The organism is Actinocorallia lasiicapitis (assembly GCF_054778695.1).
The window spans coordinates 1-14,991 of the sequence record NZ_BAAGZI010000118.1 but is presented as its reverse complement, the minus strand read 5'-3'; the positions used below and the strand labels follow the sequence as shown (position 1 = coordinate 14,991).

The following is a 14,991-nucleotide window of genomic DNA, read 5'->3' as shown; positions in this document are numbered from 1 at the left end:
CGGCGAGCCGTGCGACGCGCTGCCGGTCGAACGCCGCCGGCCGCTCCCCCGCCCGCCACCACAGACCGGTGGACGGCTCCGCCGCGGAGCCGCCGCCGAGGCCGAGGAGCCGATCCACCTGCCCGGTCGTGTCCTGTTCCGTTCGATCGTCGAGCCGCACGGGCGCTCCCCGCTGCCAGGGCTGATGAGGTCCAGCCGGTGCGAGGAGTCTCTCCGCCGGCCGCACGCCGTGCTTCGGGGACGGCCCCAGCCTCTCCCCCGAGGATTGCCGGTTGAGTACCGACTACTCTCGCCACGGCAATTCTCAGCGGCTTGGCTGAGCACGTGGCTGAGAAGAAGAGAAAGCTGGCGCTGGAGCGCCTGCCGGTCGGCACCGACAGGGACGCCGCCTACGCCGAGATCCGCGACCACGGGCCGGTCACCGAGCTGGAGCTCGGCGGATACGCGGTGATCGGCAGACAGGAGGCGGACTACGTCCTCCGGCATCCGGAACTCTTCTCCTCGCGCCGTGCCTACCAGGGTGTCGGGAGCCCGCTGCCGATGCTTCCGATCGCCTACGACCCGCCCGAGCACACCCGGTACAGCCGGATCCTGCGGCGGTTCTTCAGCCCGCGGGACGCCCGGCGGCTGGAACCTCAGGTCCGCGGCCTCGCCGTCCGGATCATCGACGGGCTCGCCACCGCCGGTGAGTGCGAGATCGTCCGGGATCTGGCGGTCCCGCTGCCCGCCGAGGTCTTCCTGACGCTGTTCGGGCTGCCGCTGGAAAGGCGCGACCAGCTCATCCACTGGAAAGATGTGATCTTTGGAGCGGCGGGGATCCGCGCGTTCGACGTCGCCCCCGAGGCGGCCGCGGTCGCGGCGGGAGAACTGCACGCCTTCCTGGTGGAGCACGTCGAAGCACGGCGCGCGCAGGGCCCCGGCGGGGACGACCTCCTGGGGACGCTGCTCGCGCTGGAGGGAGACGACGCCCTCACCACGGAGGAGATCCTCGGGCTGTCCTTCCAGTTCGTCCTCGCCGGCCTGGACACGGTCACCTCGGCCCTGAGCAACTCCTTCGCCATTCTCGCCGAGCGCCCCGACCTTCGCGGGCGTCTCGCCGGGGACCTGTCCGCCGTGCCCGAGGCGGTGGAGGAACTGCTGCGTGTGGACGGCCCCATCGTCACGTTGCCGCGGGTGGCCACCCAGGACGTCACTCTCGCCGGAGTGGCCATTCCGGCGGGCTCGCCCGTCGCCGTCGTCGTGGCGGCGGCCAACCGGGACCCGTCCGAGCACGGCGAGCCCGACGTGGTGGACCTGCGCAGGCGCGAGGCGCACCTGGCGTTGGGCATCGGGCCGCACTACTGCCTGGGCGCGCATCTGGCGCGGGCCGAGATGCGGATCGTCCTGGAGGAATGGCACCGGCGGGTGCCCGAGTACCGCCTCGCGGACGGCCATGCGCTCAGCGCGGCCTGGCCGTGCGGCATGGTGAGCGTCTCGGCGGTCCCGCTCGTCTACGAGCGGGCCTGACGGGGCTGTTCCCTGAAGGACCACCTTGGAAGAGGGGAAGGGCGGGCCGGCGGGCCGGCGGAGCGGCCAGGGAGCGCCGGCCCGTCCCCTTCCCCTCTGTGCTTCACGGGAGCGTGGTGTCGTTGAGGAGGGTCTTGGTCTCCGTGCGGAGCTTGGCCAGCGTCTGGGAGCGGGAGCTGTAGACCAGGTGGAGCTCTTCGGGGGCGTTGCGGGGCGGGAAGAAGCCCTGGTAAAGCAGGTGCGAGCCGTGGAAGCCGTAGGACTGGACGAGCCGGCCGGTGCGCATGGCGGGGCCCAGGACGATCGCGGTGTCCCAGGCCGAGCCGAACCCCTCGATCGCCACCGTGCGGCTGGCGACGGCGAGCGCGTGGACGATGCCGTTTCTGCGATGCTCCGGCGCCACCCACAGGCCGCCATGGTGGGACACCGTTCCGCGGATGGACCGGACGGCCTCCGGCAGGGCGCCGCGGTCGATCGGCAGGCCGGGTGACGGGGGCTCCGTCATCCACAGGCGCATCGAGGCGATCAGGCCGATGAAGTCGTCGGTGCGCAGGATCCGGCAGGCGTTGCAGGCCACCGTGACGCCGCGGGCGTCGGTGACGTCCAGCCAGAACCCTTCGCCCTCGTCGGCCAGGGCGAACGCGGGGTTGATCACGACGGCGTCGCCCTCCGCCCCGGTCATGCGCTCGTGCCAGACGGGAAGGTCGGCGCGGACGGCGATGGTCAGGCCCAGGGGCGCGAGCGCGCCGGTGGTCGCCCGCCAGGCGTCCGTGGAGAGGTCCTGCTCGATCATGGTCGAATCTCCAGGTCAGTTTCGTGGCGGCCCGACGGGACGGGCCTGCCGAGGAGAAGGCGGCGGGCGGCGAGCGTGGCCGTCGCGGCGCCGAGAGCCAGCTCGGAGGCGAGCTGGGGCCAGCCGGTCAGGGAACGTCCGAGCTCACGCAGGGCCGTCGCGCTGCGCGGGTTCAGGACGGAGGAGCCGAGGAAGTCGCTGAGGAACCCCTGGACGTCGTCGCCGGGCCCGCCGGTGTAGTCCTCGCTGCGGCGGTCGGCGAGCCCGCCGTGGAGCAGCGGCCGGTCGGGTTCGAGGTCGAACCGCTCGACGTCGAGGATGCCGTTCTCGCACGTCGAGGTCAGGACGGGGATGCGCAGCTCACGGGCGAGTTCACGGACGGCGAGTTTGCTGTGGAAGTCGTCGCACTGTTCGACGATCACGTCGGGCGGCCGTCCGCCGAACAGTTCGGCGGTGGCGCCCCGGGGCCAGCCGTCGGTGCGGACGATCACCTCGGCGTACGGGTCGAGCTCGTGGAGGCGGCGCGCGGCCAGGACGGCCTTGTTGACCCCCAGGTCGGCGACGCCGTAGGGCAGCCGGTTGAGGTTCGACAGCGCCAGGACGTCGGGGTCCATCAGTGTGAAGACGCCGCCCACTCCCTCGAGCGCCAGGGCGTGGGCGACGACCGCTCCCGACGACATGCCGACGACGCACACGTGCTTGCCGAGGAGCCGTTCCCGCTCCGCTTCGGTGATCTTGATGTGGTTGCGTGCCGCCCGCACCTTCCGGTACTCCGGTTCGGGGAGCACATGGGTGAGGGTGCGCCGCCACGGCTGCCACCACCAGGCCCCGTAGGTCTCGGGGCGGGGGCCGAGGATCCGGCGGATCTCGCGCGCCCGTTCGTCCTCGGCCCGGAACCGGGCGTGGTCGTCGGCGCGGAGCAGCTCGCCCACCTGGGCCTCGATGGTGTCGGTCACCTCGATCGGGGCGGGTCCTGCCAGCAGTGCGCGCAGCAGGTCCGTGTCGGAATCCCACTCCAGGAGGACCGGGGTCAGGTCCGTCGGCATCGTGTCTCCTTCGTTCGCGTCAGAGGTGGAGCCGGGCGCGGCTCTTCCAGCCGTGGCGGTGCGACGACGGGGTCGTGTGCGGGGCGGAGAAGAGCCTGAAGACGAAAAGGGGCGTGACGCCGTCGCCGAGGGCGAACGCGGCGCGCAGCCGGCCGGCGGCTCCTATCGCCCAGGCCCGCTGGGCGCCGGTGAGTCCCACGCCGTCGAAGTGTTCGTGGCGGAGCAGCAGGAACGTGGCGGCGGTCCACGGCTGGACGCTCAGCCCGTCGAGGACGGCGGTGAGCCAGAGCCGCTGGACGAGCATCCCGGTCTCGATCATCGACTGGTCGTCCGGGGGTTCCGTGGTGGCGAGGCAGCACAGATGGGAGGTGGCGTCCGCCAGCCGCAGCGCCGCTTTCACGACCGGTCCTGACGGCACCGCCGCGCCGAGCCGCGGCGCTCGCCTGATCAGGGACAGGAGCGCGGCGGTGGGTTTGGGGAGTGCGAGGTTCCGCGGTTCGATGCCGTCGCGGCGGCCGTCGCGTTCCTGATCCGGCCAGTTGATCTCGCCGGTGAGGTCGGCGGCCGACCGGGCGTCCCGCAGGCGCAGCAGGTCCGCCTCGGCGACGACCTTCGCGACCTCGTCCTTGGCCGGGCTCCGCTCCACCGCGGACAGCAGGAACGGATCTCGGGCCAGGGCCCGCAGCCGGCCGACGGAGTCCGGCGGGACGAGCCGCTGGTCGCCGGGCAGCCGGTTGGTCGACCGTTCGAAGATCGCCCGTTGGAGCGCGCGGTCGACGCGGGGCAGGCCACGGCCGGAGAAACGGATCTCCACGGAGCGTTTCCGGACGAGCGTCTCGTGGGCGAGGCCGAGGGACCGCGCGGTGATCGCGACGTTCTCGGCGAAACACCCCAGTGCGAGCAGCGAGCCGAACCCGGCCACGTCGAGGAACGACGAGCCGGCGGCCTTGTCGTCGAGGCCGATCGTCAGCGCGTCACGGGTCGCCACCACGTGCCAGGGCTGGGCGTTGCCGCCGGAGGGCGCGCGGCCGCCCGCCTCGCAGAGCTTCGCGATGTCGGTCAGGCTGAGAATCTCGTCGGGCATTCCGGCTCTTCTCGGGAGGTCGTCGGGAACGCTCGAACGCTACGGGCGACGCGCACGCCCACGCCCCCGGGCGGCCCCCGTGGGGCCACCCGAAGGATTCGGCGGGCCGGACGGCGGCGGAGCAGGGCGCGGGCCCGTACTCCTGGGGTGCCCTCGCAGGGATGACCCCGATGCTCCCCCGGGGCCGGCGGACTGTACTCCTTGCAACCCGCCCTTCCGAGTGGTTCAGGAGCGCCTATGAAGGTCTGTGTGATCGGAGCCGGGATCTCCGGGTTGGGCGCCGCCTGGGCGTTGAGCAGGCATCCGGACGCCTACCAGGTCGACGTGCTGGAGAAGCGGACACGGCTCGGCGGCAACGCCTGCACCGTCGACATGCCCGGCGCCGACGGCCCCGTCCCGATCGACATCTCGGTCACCGCCTGCATCCCGTCGCTCTACCACAACTACCTGGCCCTCATTTCGACCTGCTCCGCTCCAGCGAGATGACCACCTGGAAGGGCGGCACCCGCGCCGTCTACCAGGCGATGACCGAGGGCTTCGCCGACCGGATCGAGCTGGGCTGCGCGGTGACCGAGGTGCGCCGTGACACGCACGGGGTCCGTGTCACGGACGCCACGGGCAGGAAGCGCCGCTACGACCAGGTGATCTTCGCGTGCGGGGCGGACGAGGCGCTCGCGCTGCTTCCGGACGCCTCGCTGGCCGAGCGGATGCTGCTCGGCGCGGTCCGCTACGACGACGCGATCCACGGGGAGGCCGTCGTCCACACCGACCGCTCGGTCGTCCCGGACACCGCCTGCCTCGCCGAACGCAGCACCTACGTCGACCGCAGGACCAGCGGCGGCTACGAGATCACCTATCTGATGCACAACCAGCAGCCGTGGACCGCCGATCGGCACCGGCCCTGGCTGGTCACCTATCAGGGCGCCGGGAGCCGCGAGTTCGACGGCGTCGTGCGGCGCGAGCGCTTCCACCATGTGCGGTCGGACCTGTTCCACACCCTCGTCCTGACCAATCTGTTCCCGCTCCTCCAGGGCCGCCGCAGGACGTGGTTCTGCGGCGCCCACACCACTTTCAACAGCCAGGAGCACTGCTTTCTGTCCGGGCTGGCCGTCGCGCACCGGCTGGGGGCCGACTACCCGTTCCCGGAGGACCGGGAGGCGAGGGCCTGGTTCCGGTTCTACGGCCGGCTCAGCCAGGGGCCGGGGTTCCTGAGACGTGCCGCGGCCGCGCGGTCGGCCCGGCGCAGCGCCACCGAGAAGAAAGGGATCTCCCACCCATGAGTGAACCTTCCGCCCATGCTCCCGACCATCCCGACCTCGCGGTGGTCGCGCGGCTCTACGCCGGTTTCGCGGCACGCGACGGAGTGGCGGCCAGGGCCTGCTTCGCCGCCGACGTCACCTATGTCGTGCCCGGCGAGCATCCGGGGGCCGGCGTGTTCGCCGGACGTGAGAACGTCGACGCCGCGGTCCGGGCCCTGGTGAAGGAGACCGGCGGCACCTTGCGGAGCCGGGTCGTCGACATGTACGTGAGCGGGCGGGGCGAGGTCACGGTCGTCAACCGGGCCACGGCCAGCAGGGGCGGCCGGGAACTGGACGTCGTCGGGCGGGTCGTCTACACCATCCGGGACGGCCTGATCATCGAGATGCGGGAGCAGTTCGACGACCTCGGGACGATCCATGCGTTCTGGTCGTAGGCCCGCCGGCGAGGCCGTCTGGCGGACCGCCGTCATCACCGGGGGCGCGTCCGGGATCGGGCGGGAGCTCGGCCGGGCGCTGGTCGGGCGGGGCTGCACGGTCGTCTTGGCCGACCTGGACGGCGATCTGGCGGGCGCGACGGCCGCGGAACTGTCCGCCGCGGGGCCGGGTGAAACGATCGCGGCCGCTCTCGACGTCACCGACGCCGCGGCCGTCGCCGATCTGTACGGCGGGATCGCGCGCGACCACGGCCACCTCGACCTGGTCTTCAACAACGCGGGGATCTCGGTGCTCGGCATGGCCGAGGAGCTGACCGTCGAGCACTGGGACCGGGCGATCGACGTGAACCTGCGGGGCGTCGTCCACGGGGTGCTCGCCGCCTATCCGATCATGCTCGAGCAGGGACACGGCCACATCGTCAACACCGCCTCGGTCGCGGGGGTGTTCCCCAGCCCGTGGGCGCTGCCCTACACGGCGTCCAAGGCCGGGGTCGTGGCGCTGAGCCTGGGGCTGCGCGCCGAGGGGGCGCTGCGCGGGGTCGGGGTCACCGTGGTGTGCCCCGGCTATGTCGACACCCCTCATCTGGACCGGCCGAACCCCGGACTCCCCCAGACCGGGCTCGGCCGGCGTGCCCGCAGGCTCGCCGCGTCCGGGCAGGCCCGGCTCTACAGCCCGCAGGCGCTCGCCAGGGACGTGCTGCGCGCGGTGGCGCGGAACCGTCCGATGGTCGTCGCTCCGGCGAGCGCCCGCCTCCAGTGGCGGTCGGCCAGGATCGCCCCCGTCTCGGCGCCCCGCCTGGCCACCTGGCGGGCGACCCGGGCGTTCCGCCGTGCTTCAGGCCGGTGACCTCCGGCCTGGTTCAGCTACAGGAAGGCAATGATGGAGTTCAACCACGCGGACCTGTTCGAGGCCGTCGCCGACGCCGTGCCCGACCGGCCGGCTCTCGTGGTGGGGAAGGAGAGACTGACCTACGCCGAACTCGACCGCAGGGCCAACCGGCTCGCCCACCTGCTGCGCGGGCTGGGCGTCAGAGCGGGGCAGCGGGTCGCGATCCAGCTCGTCAACGGCGCCGAGTACGCGGTGGGCCTGCTGGCCGCCCTGAAGATCAGGGCGGTTCCGGTCAACGTCAACTTCCGGTACACCGCCGCGGAACTGCGCTATCTGTACCGGGACTCCGGTGCGGCCGCCCTGCTCTACGGCGCCGAGTTCGACGACCGGGTCGCCGAGGCGGTCCGGCGCCTGCCGGGCCTGCCGGTGCTCATCGCGGTCGGCGGCCCCAGTTCGATCGAGCGCGCGATCACCTACGAGGACGCCATCGCCGGTCAGCCCGACGTGCGGGGCTTCGAACCGCGCCGGGCCGACGACCACTACATCATCTACACCGGCGGCACCACGGGCGTGCCGAAGGGCGTGGTCTGGAACTGCCGCGACATGCTCTTCGCGTTCACCAACGCGCTCAAGGAACCGCCCAGCACACCGTCCGGCATGGTCGCCGCCGCGGTGGCGACCCCGCCGAGCGTCATGTTCCCCGTCGCGCCCCTCATGCACGGGGCCGCCCAGACCGCCACGTTCATCGCCTGGCTGACGATGGCCGCCACCCTCGTCTACACCCCGGGCTTCGACCCGGCGGAGATCTGGCGGACGGCGGCCCGCGAGCGTGCCACCTATCTGCTGGTGACCGGCGACGCGATGGTGATCCCGCTGATCGACACGCTGGCGGAGAACAAGGACGCCTACGATCTGTCGTCGCTGGTGGTCCTGATGTCGACCGGGGCGATCCTCACCCCCGCGATCCGCGAACGCGCCGGACGGCTGCTGCCCGGGGTGATGGTCCTCGACCGGTTCGGCTCGACCGAGTCCGGTTCGACGGGCGGGCTGCCGTCCGCCGAGCCGGGACGGGGCCTCGTCTTCGTGCCCGACGCCGCGGGAGTCGCGGTCCTGGACGAGGACCTGAAACCCGTCCGGCCGGGGTCGGGGACGCTCGGGCAGGTCGCCCGGACGGGTTTCCTTCCCGTCGGCTACCACGGTGATCCCGAGAAGACCGCCCGGACCTTCCCGACCGTGGACGGAGTCCGCTGGCTCCTCACCGGAGACCTCGCGACCGTCGAGCAGGACGGCACCATCGTCGTCCACGGACGGGGTTCGCAGGTCATCAACACCGGCGGCGAGAAGGTCTTCCCCGAAGAGGTCGAGACCGTGCTCAAAACCCACCCCGGGGTCATGGACGCCGTGGTCACCGGGCTGCCGGACGACCGTTTCGGGCAGCGGGTCGTGGCGATCGTCCGCCGCTACGACCCCCGCCACGGTCCTGGCCATCTCGAACTCGACGGGCACTGCCGGGAGCTGCTGGCGGGCTACAAGGCGCCGCGCTCCTACGTGTTCGTCGAGGAGGTCCGCCGCTCGCCCGCGGGCAAGGCCGACTACAGGTGGGCGCAGCAGATCGCGGCCGGCGCCGGAACCGATCCCGACGCCGGCCGCTGACGGAGGCCGGGGCGCCTAGCCTCGGCGCACGGGCATCTCCTTGATGCCGTTCAGGAAGTTCGACCGCAGGCGGCGGATGCCGCCTGCGGGTTCGATGGTCGGCACGCGGTCCAGGAGCTGCTCGAACAGGATCCGCAGCTCCACCCGCGCGAGGTGGGCGCCGAGGCAGAAGTGGGGTCCGCCGCCGCCGAAACCCATATGCGGATTGGGGTCGCGGGCGATGTCGAAGACGAACGGGTCGTCGAAGATCCGCTCGTCGCGGTTGCCCGACGCGTAGAACACGACCACCTTGTCGCCGGTCTTGATCGAGGTGCCGCCGAGCTCGGTGTCGGCGACGGCGGTGCGCCGGAACATGTTGACCGGCGTCACCCAGCGGATGATCTCCTCGACGGCCGTCGGCAGCAGGCCGCGGTCCGCCACGAGCCGCCCCCATGCGTAGGGGTGCTCGAAGAAGGTCTGCATCCCGCCGGCCGCCGACGTCCGGGTGGTCTCGTTGCCCGCCACGAGCAGGAGCAAGACGAACAGGTTGAACTCGGCGTCGGTGAGCCTGTCGCCGTTGACGTCCGGCTGCAGGAGCTGGCCGATGAGGGTGTCCTGCGGGTCGCGGTGCCACGCCTCGGCGAGCCCCTGCGCGTAGGCGTAGATCTCGGCCGCCGCGGCCTCCCCGTCGGCCTGGCTGGTCTGGAACTCGGGGTCGTCGAACCCCGTCATGAGGCTCGTCCAGTGGAAGATCTTGTCTTGGTCTTCGCGGGGCGCGCCGAGCAGTTCGCACATGACGGCGATGGGCAGCGGAGCGGCGATGTCCCGGACGAAGTCGGCGCGGCCCGAGTCGAGGAGCGCCAGCGCCGCCGTGATGAGCTCGTCGGCGATGGTGCGGATCCGGTCCTCCAGCGCGCTGATGGCCCGCACCGTGAAACCGCGGTTGACCAGGCCGCGCTTACGGGTGTGCTCAGGCGGGTCCTGGTTGAACATCATGAGCTGGTTCACCGCGACGTGCTCGTCCGTGCCCTCGTAGAACATGCACAGCCGCGGGTGGGAGGAGTAGATCTCGGGGTGCCGGGAGACCTCGGCGATGTGCTCGTGCCGCGTCACCGCCCAGAACCCCGGCCAGCCGGGCTCCTGCTCGCCCTGGTGCCAGTAGACCGGGGCGTTGGCCCGGAGCCAGGTGAGCTGTTCGTGCGGGATGCCGTGCTGGGCGAAGCGGTCCTGGTCGACGAGATCGATCTTCATGGGCGCCTTCCGGTGGGGGGAACGAGGGACTTGCGGGGCCGGATCGTGAACGGCATCGGCTCGGTCGGATTGTTGAGATGAACCCGCGTGTGGCGCTGGGGAAGCGGGTCGAGGAGCGTCATCTCGAAACGCTCGAACAGCCGCTGGATGACGTTGGTCACGAGCGCCCGGCTGAAGGCCTGCGCGACGCAGCCGAACGGGCCCTTGCCGTAGAAGTCACCGGGATGGCCCGCTTCGCCGTTGGAGTAGCGGTCGGGGTCGTACTGCTCCGGCCGGGGGAAGGCCTCCGGGTCCTTGGTGAGCTCGGGGACCAGGATCCCGACCATGTTCCCCGCGGGCACATGATGGGTCCGATCGCCGTCGTCGTAGTCGAAGGGCCTGCTGAGCCCCCGGACGAAGATCGTCAGCGGGTAGAGGCGGATCGTCTCGTACATGCAGTGGGTGATCAGGCCGTTGCGTTCCCTGGGCGTCGCGGCGGTCTCGACCCTCTCCCGGAGTTCCGGGCGCGAGAGGATGTCGGCGAGAGTCCACATCGCGTAGCTGCCCGAGTACATCACCGCGTTCCACAGCAGGTACATGAGCATCCAGGGCCGGTCGCGGACGGTGAGCCGATCGCTGGTGAGCTGGGCCAGGACGATCGCCTGGACGGCGGGTGAGGACGCCGCGAGCCTCGGCTCGAACGCCTTGCGCAGCAGCCGGTGCAGCCTGCGTGCCGAGTGGTACTCCTTCATGAGACGGGAGGCGGGGGTGTGGGAGAGCGCGACCCGCTTCAGATCGACGACGTCGACGATCTGATGGAAGATCGGGACGATCTGACGGCCGATGGCCGCCCAGACCTCGTCCCCGACGAGGTAGCGGATCGAGGCCTCATAGAGCGCGGGATGGACGTCGGAGGTGATGTCGGCGCTCCGCTCCCAGTCCTTCGTGTGGTCGTCCACGACGGCGGCGACCAGCGCGGTGAATCCGTTGGCCTTCATCTGGGCGGGCGACACCAGCTCGCCGGCCAGCGCACGGGTCGTCAGGACGAGGTCCTGCAGGTGCTCGGCGGACCGGTCGGAGCGCGGGAACCAGTACCCCAGAATATGGACGCTCCTGTCCTCGGTTCGACGCTCTCCTCCGCATCCAACGCCGGTCCGGAGGACCGGACCTCAGGGCAGTCCCTCGACCGCACCCCGAAGATGAACGGCCGCCGCGCGGAAGGCTCCGCGTTCATCCGCGCAGCGCCGGAAGGACGTCGGCGGCGACCTCCTCCAGGACCGACTCGTCGGCCTGGTAGATGCCGTCGGGGCGGGGCCAGTGGGTGATCACGCCGTCGAAGCCCAGCCGGGCGGCGCGGCCGGTCTGCTCGACGAACGCCTCCTTGCTGGACATCGACAGCAGGGGCGCGCCGTCCAGCGTCAGATACCGGGCGACGGAGCCGGGGTCGCGGCCGGTCTCCTCGAGGACGGCGTCGAACCTGGTCACGAGCTCGGCGACCGTCCGCCACCAGCCGTCCAGGCCCGCCGAGATCCCGCCGCTGATCTCACCGGCGATCGGTCCGGTGAGCCAGCCCTGGCCGTGGACGGCGGCGACGCGCATGGCGCGCGGGCCGTTCGCGGCGACCAGGAACGGCAGCCGCGGCCGGGTCAGGCAGCCGGGGGCGTTGCGGGCGTCGACGGCGGAGAAGAACTCGCCGTGGAAGGTGGTCTTCTCGTCGGTGAGCAGGGCGTCGGTCAGCTCGGTGAACTCGGCGAACCGCGCGGTCCTGCGGCCGGCGCCGGGGTCCGGCACGCCCAGAACCTGCCGGTCGTATCCGGCGCCGCCCGAGCCCAGGCCCAGCGTGAACCGGCCCTGCGAGATGTCGTCGAGCGCGAGGGCCTGGCGGGCGAGGGGCACCGGGTGCCGGAAGTTGGGCGTGGTCACCATCGTGCCGAGCCTGAGCGTTGACGTGACGGAGGCGGCAGCCGTCAGCGTGGCGAACGTGTCGAACCACGGCCCGTCGAGGAGCCCGCCGAGCGAGCAGCCGAGATGGTCGTAGGACCACGCCTCGTCGAAGCCGTACCGCTCGGCCCGCTGCCAGCGCGCGCGGGCCTCGGACCAGCGTAGTTCGGGAAGAATGACGATTCCGACCCGCATCTTGTTCACCTTTCACTCAGCCGAAGGGGCAGGGCCGCGGGCGCGAACGCCGCCGCCAGCGGGGGACGCCAGATCACGGTCCCGGCGGGCTCCGGCGGCAGGAATCTCCCGGTCAGGGCCTCCACCCCCACTTCCATGATCATTTTTCCGAGGATGCTGCCGGGGCAGAAGTACGCTCCCCCGCCGAAGGCGAGCGGCAGCCGGGGCCTGGCCCGTGCGACGTCGAAGACGTCGGGCCGCGCGAACACCCGGGGATCGCGGTTGGCCGTCCAGTTGCAGATCGCGACGACCTCCCCCGCGGTGAAGCGGCGGCCCTGGTAGTCCATTTCCTCCCGCACGAACCGGAGGGTGTGGGTGTGCGCCGCCCAGCGCAGGGACTCCTCGACCGCGCCCGGCACCCTGCCCGGGTCGGCGGCCAGCACCTCCCACTGAGCGGGATGCTCGGCCAGGACGGCCAGCGCGGCGCCGAGCTGGTGGGCCGACGCGTCATGACCGCCCATGATCAGCGAGATGAGGAGGCTGTCGCGCTGCCGGTCGGGCAGATCACCGCGAAGCGCCGCCGACATCACGTCGTCACCCGGGGTGCGGCGCCGTTCGCGCGCGGTCTCCTCCAGGTAGGCGAACAGACGGCTCATGCTCGTCTCGACCCGGCTCCTGTCCTCGCCGCTGAGCGCCAGCGCGAAGACGAGGCCGGCGTCGGCCGAGCCGCAGTGGCGCAGCCCCTCGGCGTCCAGACCGGTCAGGCGGCAGAACGTCAGCAGGGCCAGGGGGTCGGCGAACCGTCCGACGAGATCGCTTGGTTCACCGGACGGCAGCTCGGCGGCGAGCCGGCGGGCGGTCCGCGCGGCGAACTCCCGCACCGAACCGACCCGCTGCGGGGTGAGGAACGGGGCGAGCACGGAACGGAGCCTGGCGTGGTCGGCGCGTTCGGTTCCGGACATGTTGGTGCCGAGGTAGCGGTGGACGGGCCCGTCGGTGATGCCGTGCAACGCCAGATGGCCGTCGCCGCCGGGGCCGAGCCTGCCGTCGGCGAGCAGGTCGGCGGCCTCCTGGTAGCGGAGCACGAGCGTCCCCACCGCGGTGGAGGCGTACCAGTGGCGTTCCCTGGCTTCGGCGAGGGACGGGTCGGCGAAGGTGAACTCCGGCCGGAACAGGTCGATGAACGGGATCTCGGCGGTGGTCATGCGATCACCCGGCGGTCGATGCCGAACCCTCGCCGCAGGTAGTTCCGCAGGGCGCTCGGGTGATCGAGGTCCGTGGTGTACAGCCAGACCGACGTCGGCCGCCGCCCGTCCGGGCTCCGCCGCCAGGCGGCCCGCACCGCCAGGGTGAGGGCGTGGCCGCCCAGACCCCGGCCGATGTGTTCGGGCAGCAGGCCGAACACCGAGATCTCGGTGGCTCCGTCGGTGTGCCGCTCCAGCTCCACCGCCCCGGCCGGCAGCCCGTCCAGGGTGAGGACGTACTGGTCGCGGCGGGCCGAGCCCAGCCAGGCGTCCCACTGGTCGTCGTTCCAGAAGCACCGGGCCCAGCGGTGGGCGGCGCCGATCTCCCGATGGAGGGCGCGCACGACCCGGAGATCGGGTTCCTGCCGGAGGGCCAGGCCGGGGAACGGGCGGCCCGGCGTGAGCCGGGTGTGCTCGTCCATCCGCAGATAGGTGAGGACCCGCGTCATGCGCGCCCCCCCTCGCCGAGCACGGCGCGGGCGTGGCAGGGACGTCCGCCCGGCCAGTCACCGGCCAGGGCGTAGGCAGCGTCGAACACGCGGACCTGGTGCTGGAGGCTCCGTGTGTACAGCCCGAGCAGCCGCGCCCTGCCGTCGTCGTCGAGACCGGCCGCCGCGGTCTCGACGACGTCCGCGTGCCGGCGGCACATCTCACTGCGGGTGGCCCGCTGGTACATGTCGGCCCAGCGCCGGTAGGCGGGCGGCCCGGGGATCTCCACGTCGCGGAAGCGCGCGCCGATGACCTCGACGAACATCGCGCACGGGTAGAGCGCCGCCGCGATCTGCGGCAGATCGCCCTCGTAGCCCGTGCGGACCAGATGGTTGACGTACCCTTCCCGCGCCGGTGAGCAGGTCCACCGGTCGGCCTGCTGCGGCGCGTCGTAGCCGAGCGCGAGCAGGATCTGCCGCTTCTCCTCCAGTTCGGCGGTGGTGGACATGTCATCGAGGACATGGGCTGCCGCCCGCGCCCAGGGATGGCCCGCGGGGGCCTTGGCGACGCCGAGGGCGAGCGTCCGGTTGAACTCGGCGACATGTGCTCCGTCGTCGAGCTGGAAGAAGGCGAACCGGTCGGGGGTCAGGTCGCCTGACGCCAGGGCCTCGATCCACGGATGGGTGGTGTACTCCGTCCAGATCGCGGCGGTGGCCTTCCGGCATTCATCGAGAAACATGATCCTTCTCCCTTCTCTGGGCGGCCCGGGAGAGCCGGCGGGCGGCGAACGGGATCGCCTCGTCGCGGCTCCGGCCGAGCATGGTCTCGGTCAGTAGTTCGGCGGAGCCCGGTCCTGCGGTGAAGCCGAGGCCGCCGTGGCCGCAGCAGACGTGCAGGCCGGACGCGATCTCGTCGATCACCGGCAGGCCGTCGGCCGTGGCGGGGCGGACACCCGACCAACTCGCCTCGACGGTCGCCTCGGCGAGCGCGGGGACGAGCCGGATCCCGGCCCTGGCGATCCGCTGCGTGGTGTCGGCTTCCTCCGGCCACAAGGACGACGACCAGGACGCGCCCAGCGCGACCCGCCCGTCCTCGCGCTGATGGAGCAGCGCGGCGACGACGGCCGGTGTTCTCGCCTCGGTCCGGTCCGCGAGCGTGCCGAGGGTCAGGCCGGTCGCCGAGGCCAGCGCCGCTCCCGATCCGGCCCAGGCGATGATCCGCTTCAGGAGCGGAGGCAGGGGCGTCGTCAGCAGGACGTGCCCGCGCACGCCGAACAGCGGCAGGTCGCCGCCGACGTCGCGGACGAGCGCGGTCGTGTGGAGCCCCGCGGCGAGGACCACCCGCGGGAACGTGCGGTCCCGGCCGTCCGTGGTGAGCACCCGCCAGCCGC

16 protein-coding genes are annotated in these 14,991 nt (G+C 72.1%); 6 read left to right on the top strand and 10 right to left on the bottom strand.

Annotation, left to right across the window (positions count from 1 at the left end; translation table 11 throughout):
• Positions 1-324: 324 nt before the first annotated feature.
• Positions 325-1,506 (top strand): cytochrome P450, encoded by a 1,182-nt coding sequence (locus ACYVE7_RS15650; RefSeq protein WP_460365422.1) that lies wholly within the window; start codon positions 325-327, stop codon positions 1,504-1,506.
• 103 nt (positions 1,507-1,609) lie between these two features.
• Here ACYVE7_RS15650 and ACYVE7_RS15645 read toward each other — a convergent pair whose 3' ends face one another.
• From ACYVE7_RS15645 to ACYVE7_RS15635, 3 genes are read right to left on the bottom strand one after another with little or no spacing between them, the layout of a single operon-like run.
• On the bottom strand, positions 1,610-2,299 hold the full coding sequence (locus ACYVE7_RS15645; RefSeq protein WP_460365421.1) for a hypothetical protein: 690 nt from the start codon (positions 2,297-2,299) through the stop codon (positions 1,610-1,612).
• Positions 2,296-3,345 (bottom strand): ThiF family adenylyltransferase, encoded by a 1,050-nt coding sequence (locus ACYVE7_RS15640; protein WP_460365420.1) that lies wholly within the window; start codon positions 3,343-3,345, stop codon positions 2,296-2,298. Before ACYVE7_RS15640 ends, ACYVE7_RS15645 begins: the two co-directional genes overlap by 4 nt.
• Positions 3,346-3,364: 19 nt before the next feature.
• On the bottom strand, positions 3,365-4,429 hold the full coding sequence (locus ACYVE7_RS15635; RefSeq protein ID WP_460365419.1) for a nitroreductase family protein: 1,065 nt from the start codon (positions 4,427-4,429) through the stop codon (positions 3,365-3,367).
• 237 nt (positions 4,430-4,666) lie between these two features.
• Between ACYVE7_RS15635 and ACYVE7_RS15630 the strand changes: the two genes are divergently transcribed.
• From ACYVE7_RS15630 to ACYVE7_RS15610, 5 genes are read left to right on the top strand one after another with little or no spacing between them, the layout of a single operon-like run.
• On the top strand, positions 4,667-4,915 hold the full coding sequence (locus ACYVE7_RS15630) for an FAD-dependent oxidoreductase (RefSeq protein WP_460365418.1): 249 nt from the start codon (positions 4,667-4,669) through the stop codon (positions 4,913-4,915).
• Positions 4,912-5,709 carry an FAD-dependent oxidoreductase gene (locus ACYVE7_RS15625; RefSeq protein ID WP_460365417.1) on the top strand — a complete coding sequence of 266 codons (798 nt, stop codon included), beginning with the start codon at positions 4,912-4,914 and terminating at the stop codon, positions 5,707-5,709. Before ACYVE7_RS15630 ends, ACYVE7_RS15625 begins: the two co-directional genes overlap by 4 nt.
• Entirely contained in the window at positions 5,706-6,122 is a 417-nt protein-coding gene (locus ACYVE7_RS15620) for a nuclear transport factor 2 family protein (RefSeq protein ID WP_460365416.1), read from the top strand. The genes ACYVE7_RS15625 and ACYVE7_RS15620 overlap by 4 nt, the downstream gene beginning before the upstream one ends.
• The gene (locus tag ACYVE7_RS15615; protein ID WP_460365415.1) at positions 6,106-6,969 is read left to right on the top strand and encodes an SDR family NAD(P)-dependent oxidoreductase; all 864 of its coding nucleotides are present in this window, start codon (positions 6,106-6,108) and stop codon (positions 6,967-6,969) included. The genes ACYVE7_RS15620 and ACYVE7_RS15615 overlap by 17 nt, the downstream gene beginning before the upstream one ends.
• A gap of 30 nt (positions 6,970-6,999) precedes the next feature.
• A complete protein-coding gene (locus ACYVE7_RS15610; protein WP_460365414.1) occupies positions 7,000-8,604 on the top strand; it encodes an acyl-CoA synthetase in 1,605 nt (534 codons plus the stop codon).
• Positions 8,605-8,619: 15 nt separating this feature from the next.
• Here ACYVE7_RS15610 and ACYVE7_RS15605 read toward each other — a convergent pair whose 3' ends face one another.
• The 7 genes from ACYVE7_RS15605 to ACYVE7_RS15575 all read right to left on the bottom strand — a co-directional run.
• Positions 8,620-9,834, bottom strand: a complete 1,215-nt coding sequence (locus ACYVE7_RS15605; protein WP_460365413.1) for a cytochrome P450 — start codon at positions 9,832-9,834, stop codon at positions 8,620-8,622.
• Positions 9,831-10,811: a cytochrome P450 gene (locus ACYVE7_RS15600; RefSeq protein ID WP_460365412.1), complete on the bottom strand. Its 981-nt coding sequence runs from the start codon at positions 10,809-10,811 to the stop codon at positions 9,831-9,833. Before ACYVE7_RS15600 ends, ACYVE7_RS15605 begins: the two co-directional genes overlap by 4 nt.
• Before the next feature lie 232 nt (positions 10,812-11,043).
• On the bottom strand, positions 11,044-11,949 hold the full coding sequence (locus ACYVE7_RS15595; protein WP_460365411.1) for an LLM class flavin-dependent oxidoreductase: 906 nt from the start codon (positions 11,947-11,949) through the stop codon (positions 11,044-11,046).
• Positions 11,950-11,954: 5 nt separating this feature from the next.
• Positions 11,955-13,133 (bottom strand): cytochrome P450, encoded by a 1,179-nt coding sequence (locus ACYVE7_RS15590; RefSeq protein ID WP_460365410.1) that lies wholly within the window; start codon positions 13,131-13,133, stop codon positions 11,955-11,957.
• Positions 13,130-13,621 carry a GNAT family N-acetyltransferase gene (locus ACYVE7_RS15585; RefSeq protein ID WP_460365409.1) on the bottom strand — a complete coding sequence of 164 codons (492 nt, stop codon included), beginning with the start codon at positions 13,619-13,621 and terminating at the stop codon, positions 13,130-13,132. The genes ACYVE7_RS15590 and ACYVE7_RS15585 overlap by 4 nt, the downstream gene beginning before the upstream one ends.
• Positions 13,618-14,340 carry a TenA family protein gene (locus tag ACYVE7_RS15580; RefSeq protein ID WP_460365408.1) on the bottom strand — a complete coding sequence of 241 codons (723 nt, stop codon included), beginning with the start codon at positions 14,338-14,340 and terminating at the stop codon, positions 13,618-13,620. Before ACYVE7_RS15580 ends, ACYVE7_RS15585 begins: the two co-directional genes overlap by 4 nt.
• On the bottom strand, positions 14,327-14,991 hold a 665-nt coding region (locus tag ACYVE7_RS15575; protein WP_460365407.1), incomplete at its 5' end, for an NAD(P)/FAD-dependent oxidoreductase. The genes ACYVE7_RS15575 and ACYVE7_RS15580, both read right to left, overlap by 14 nt.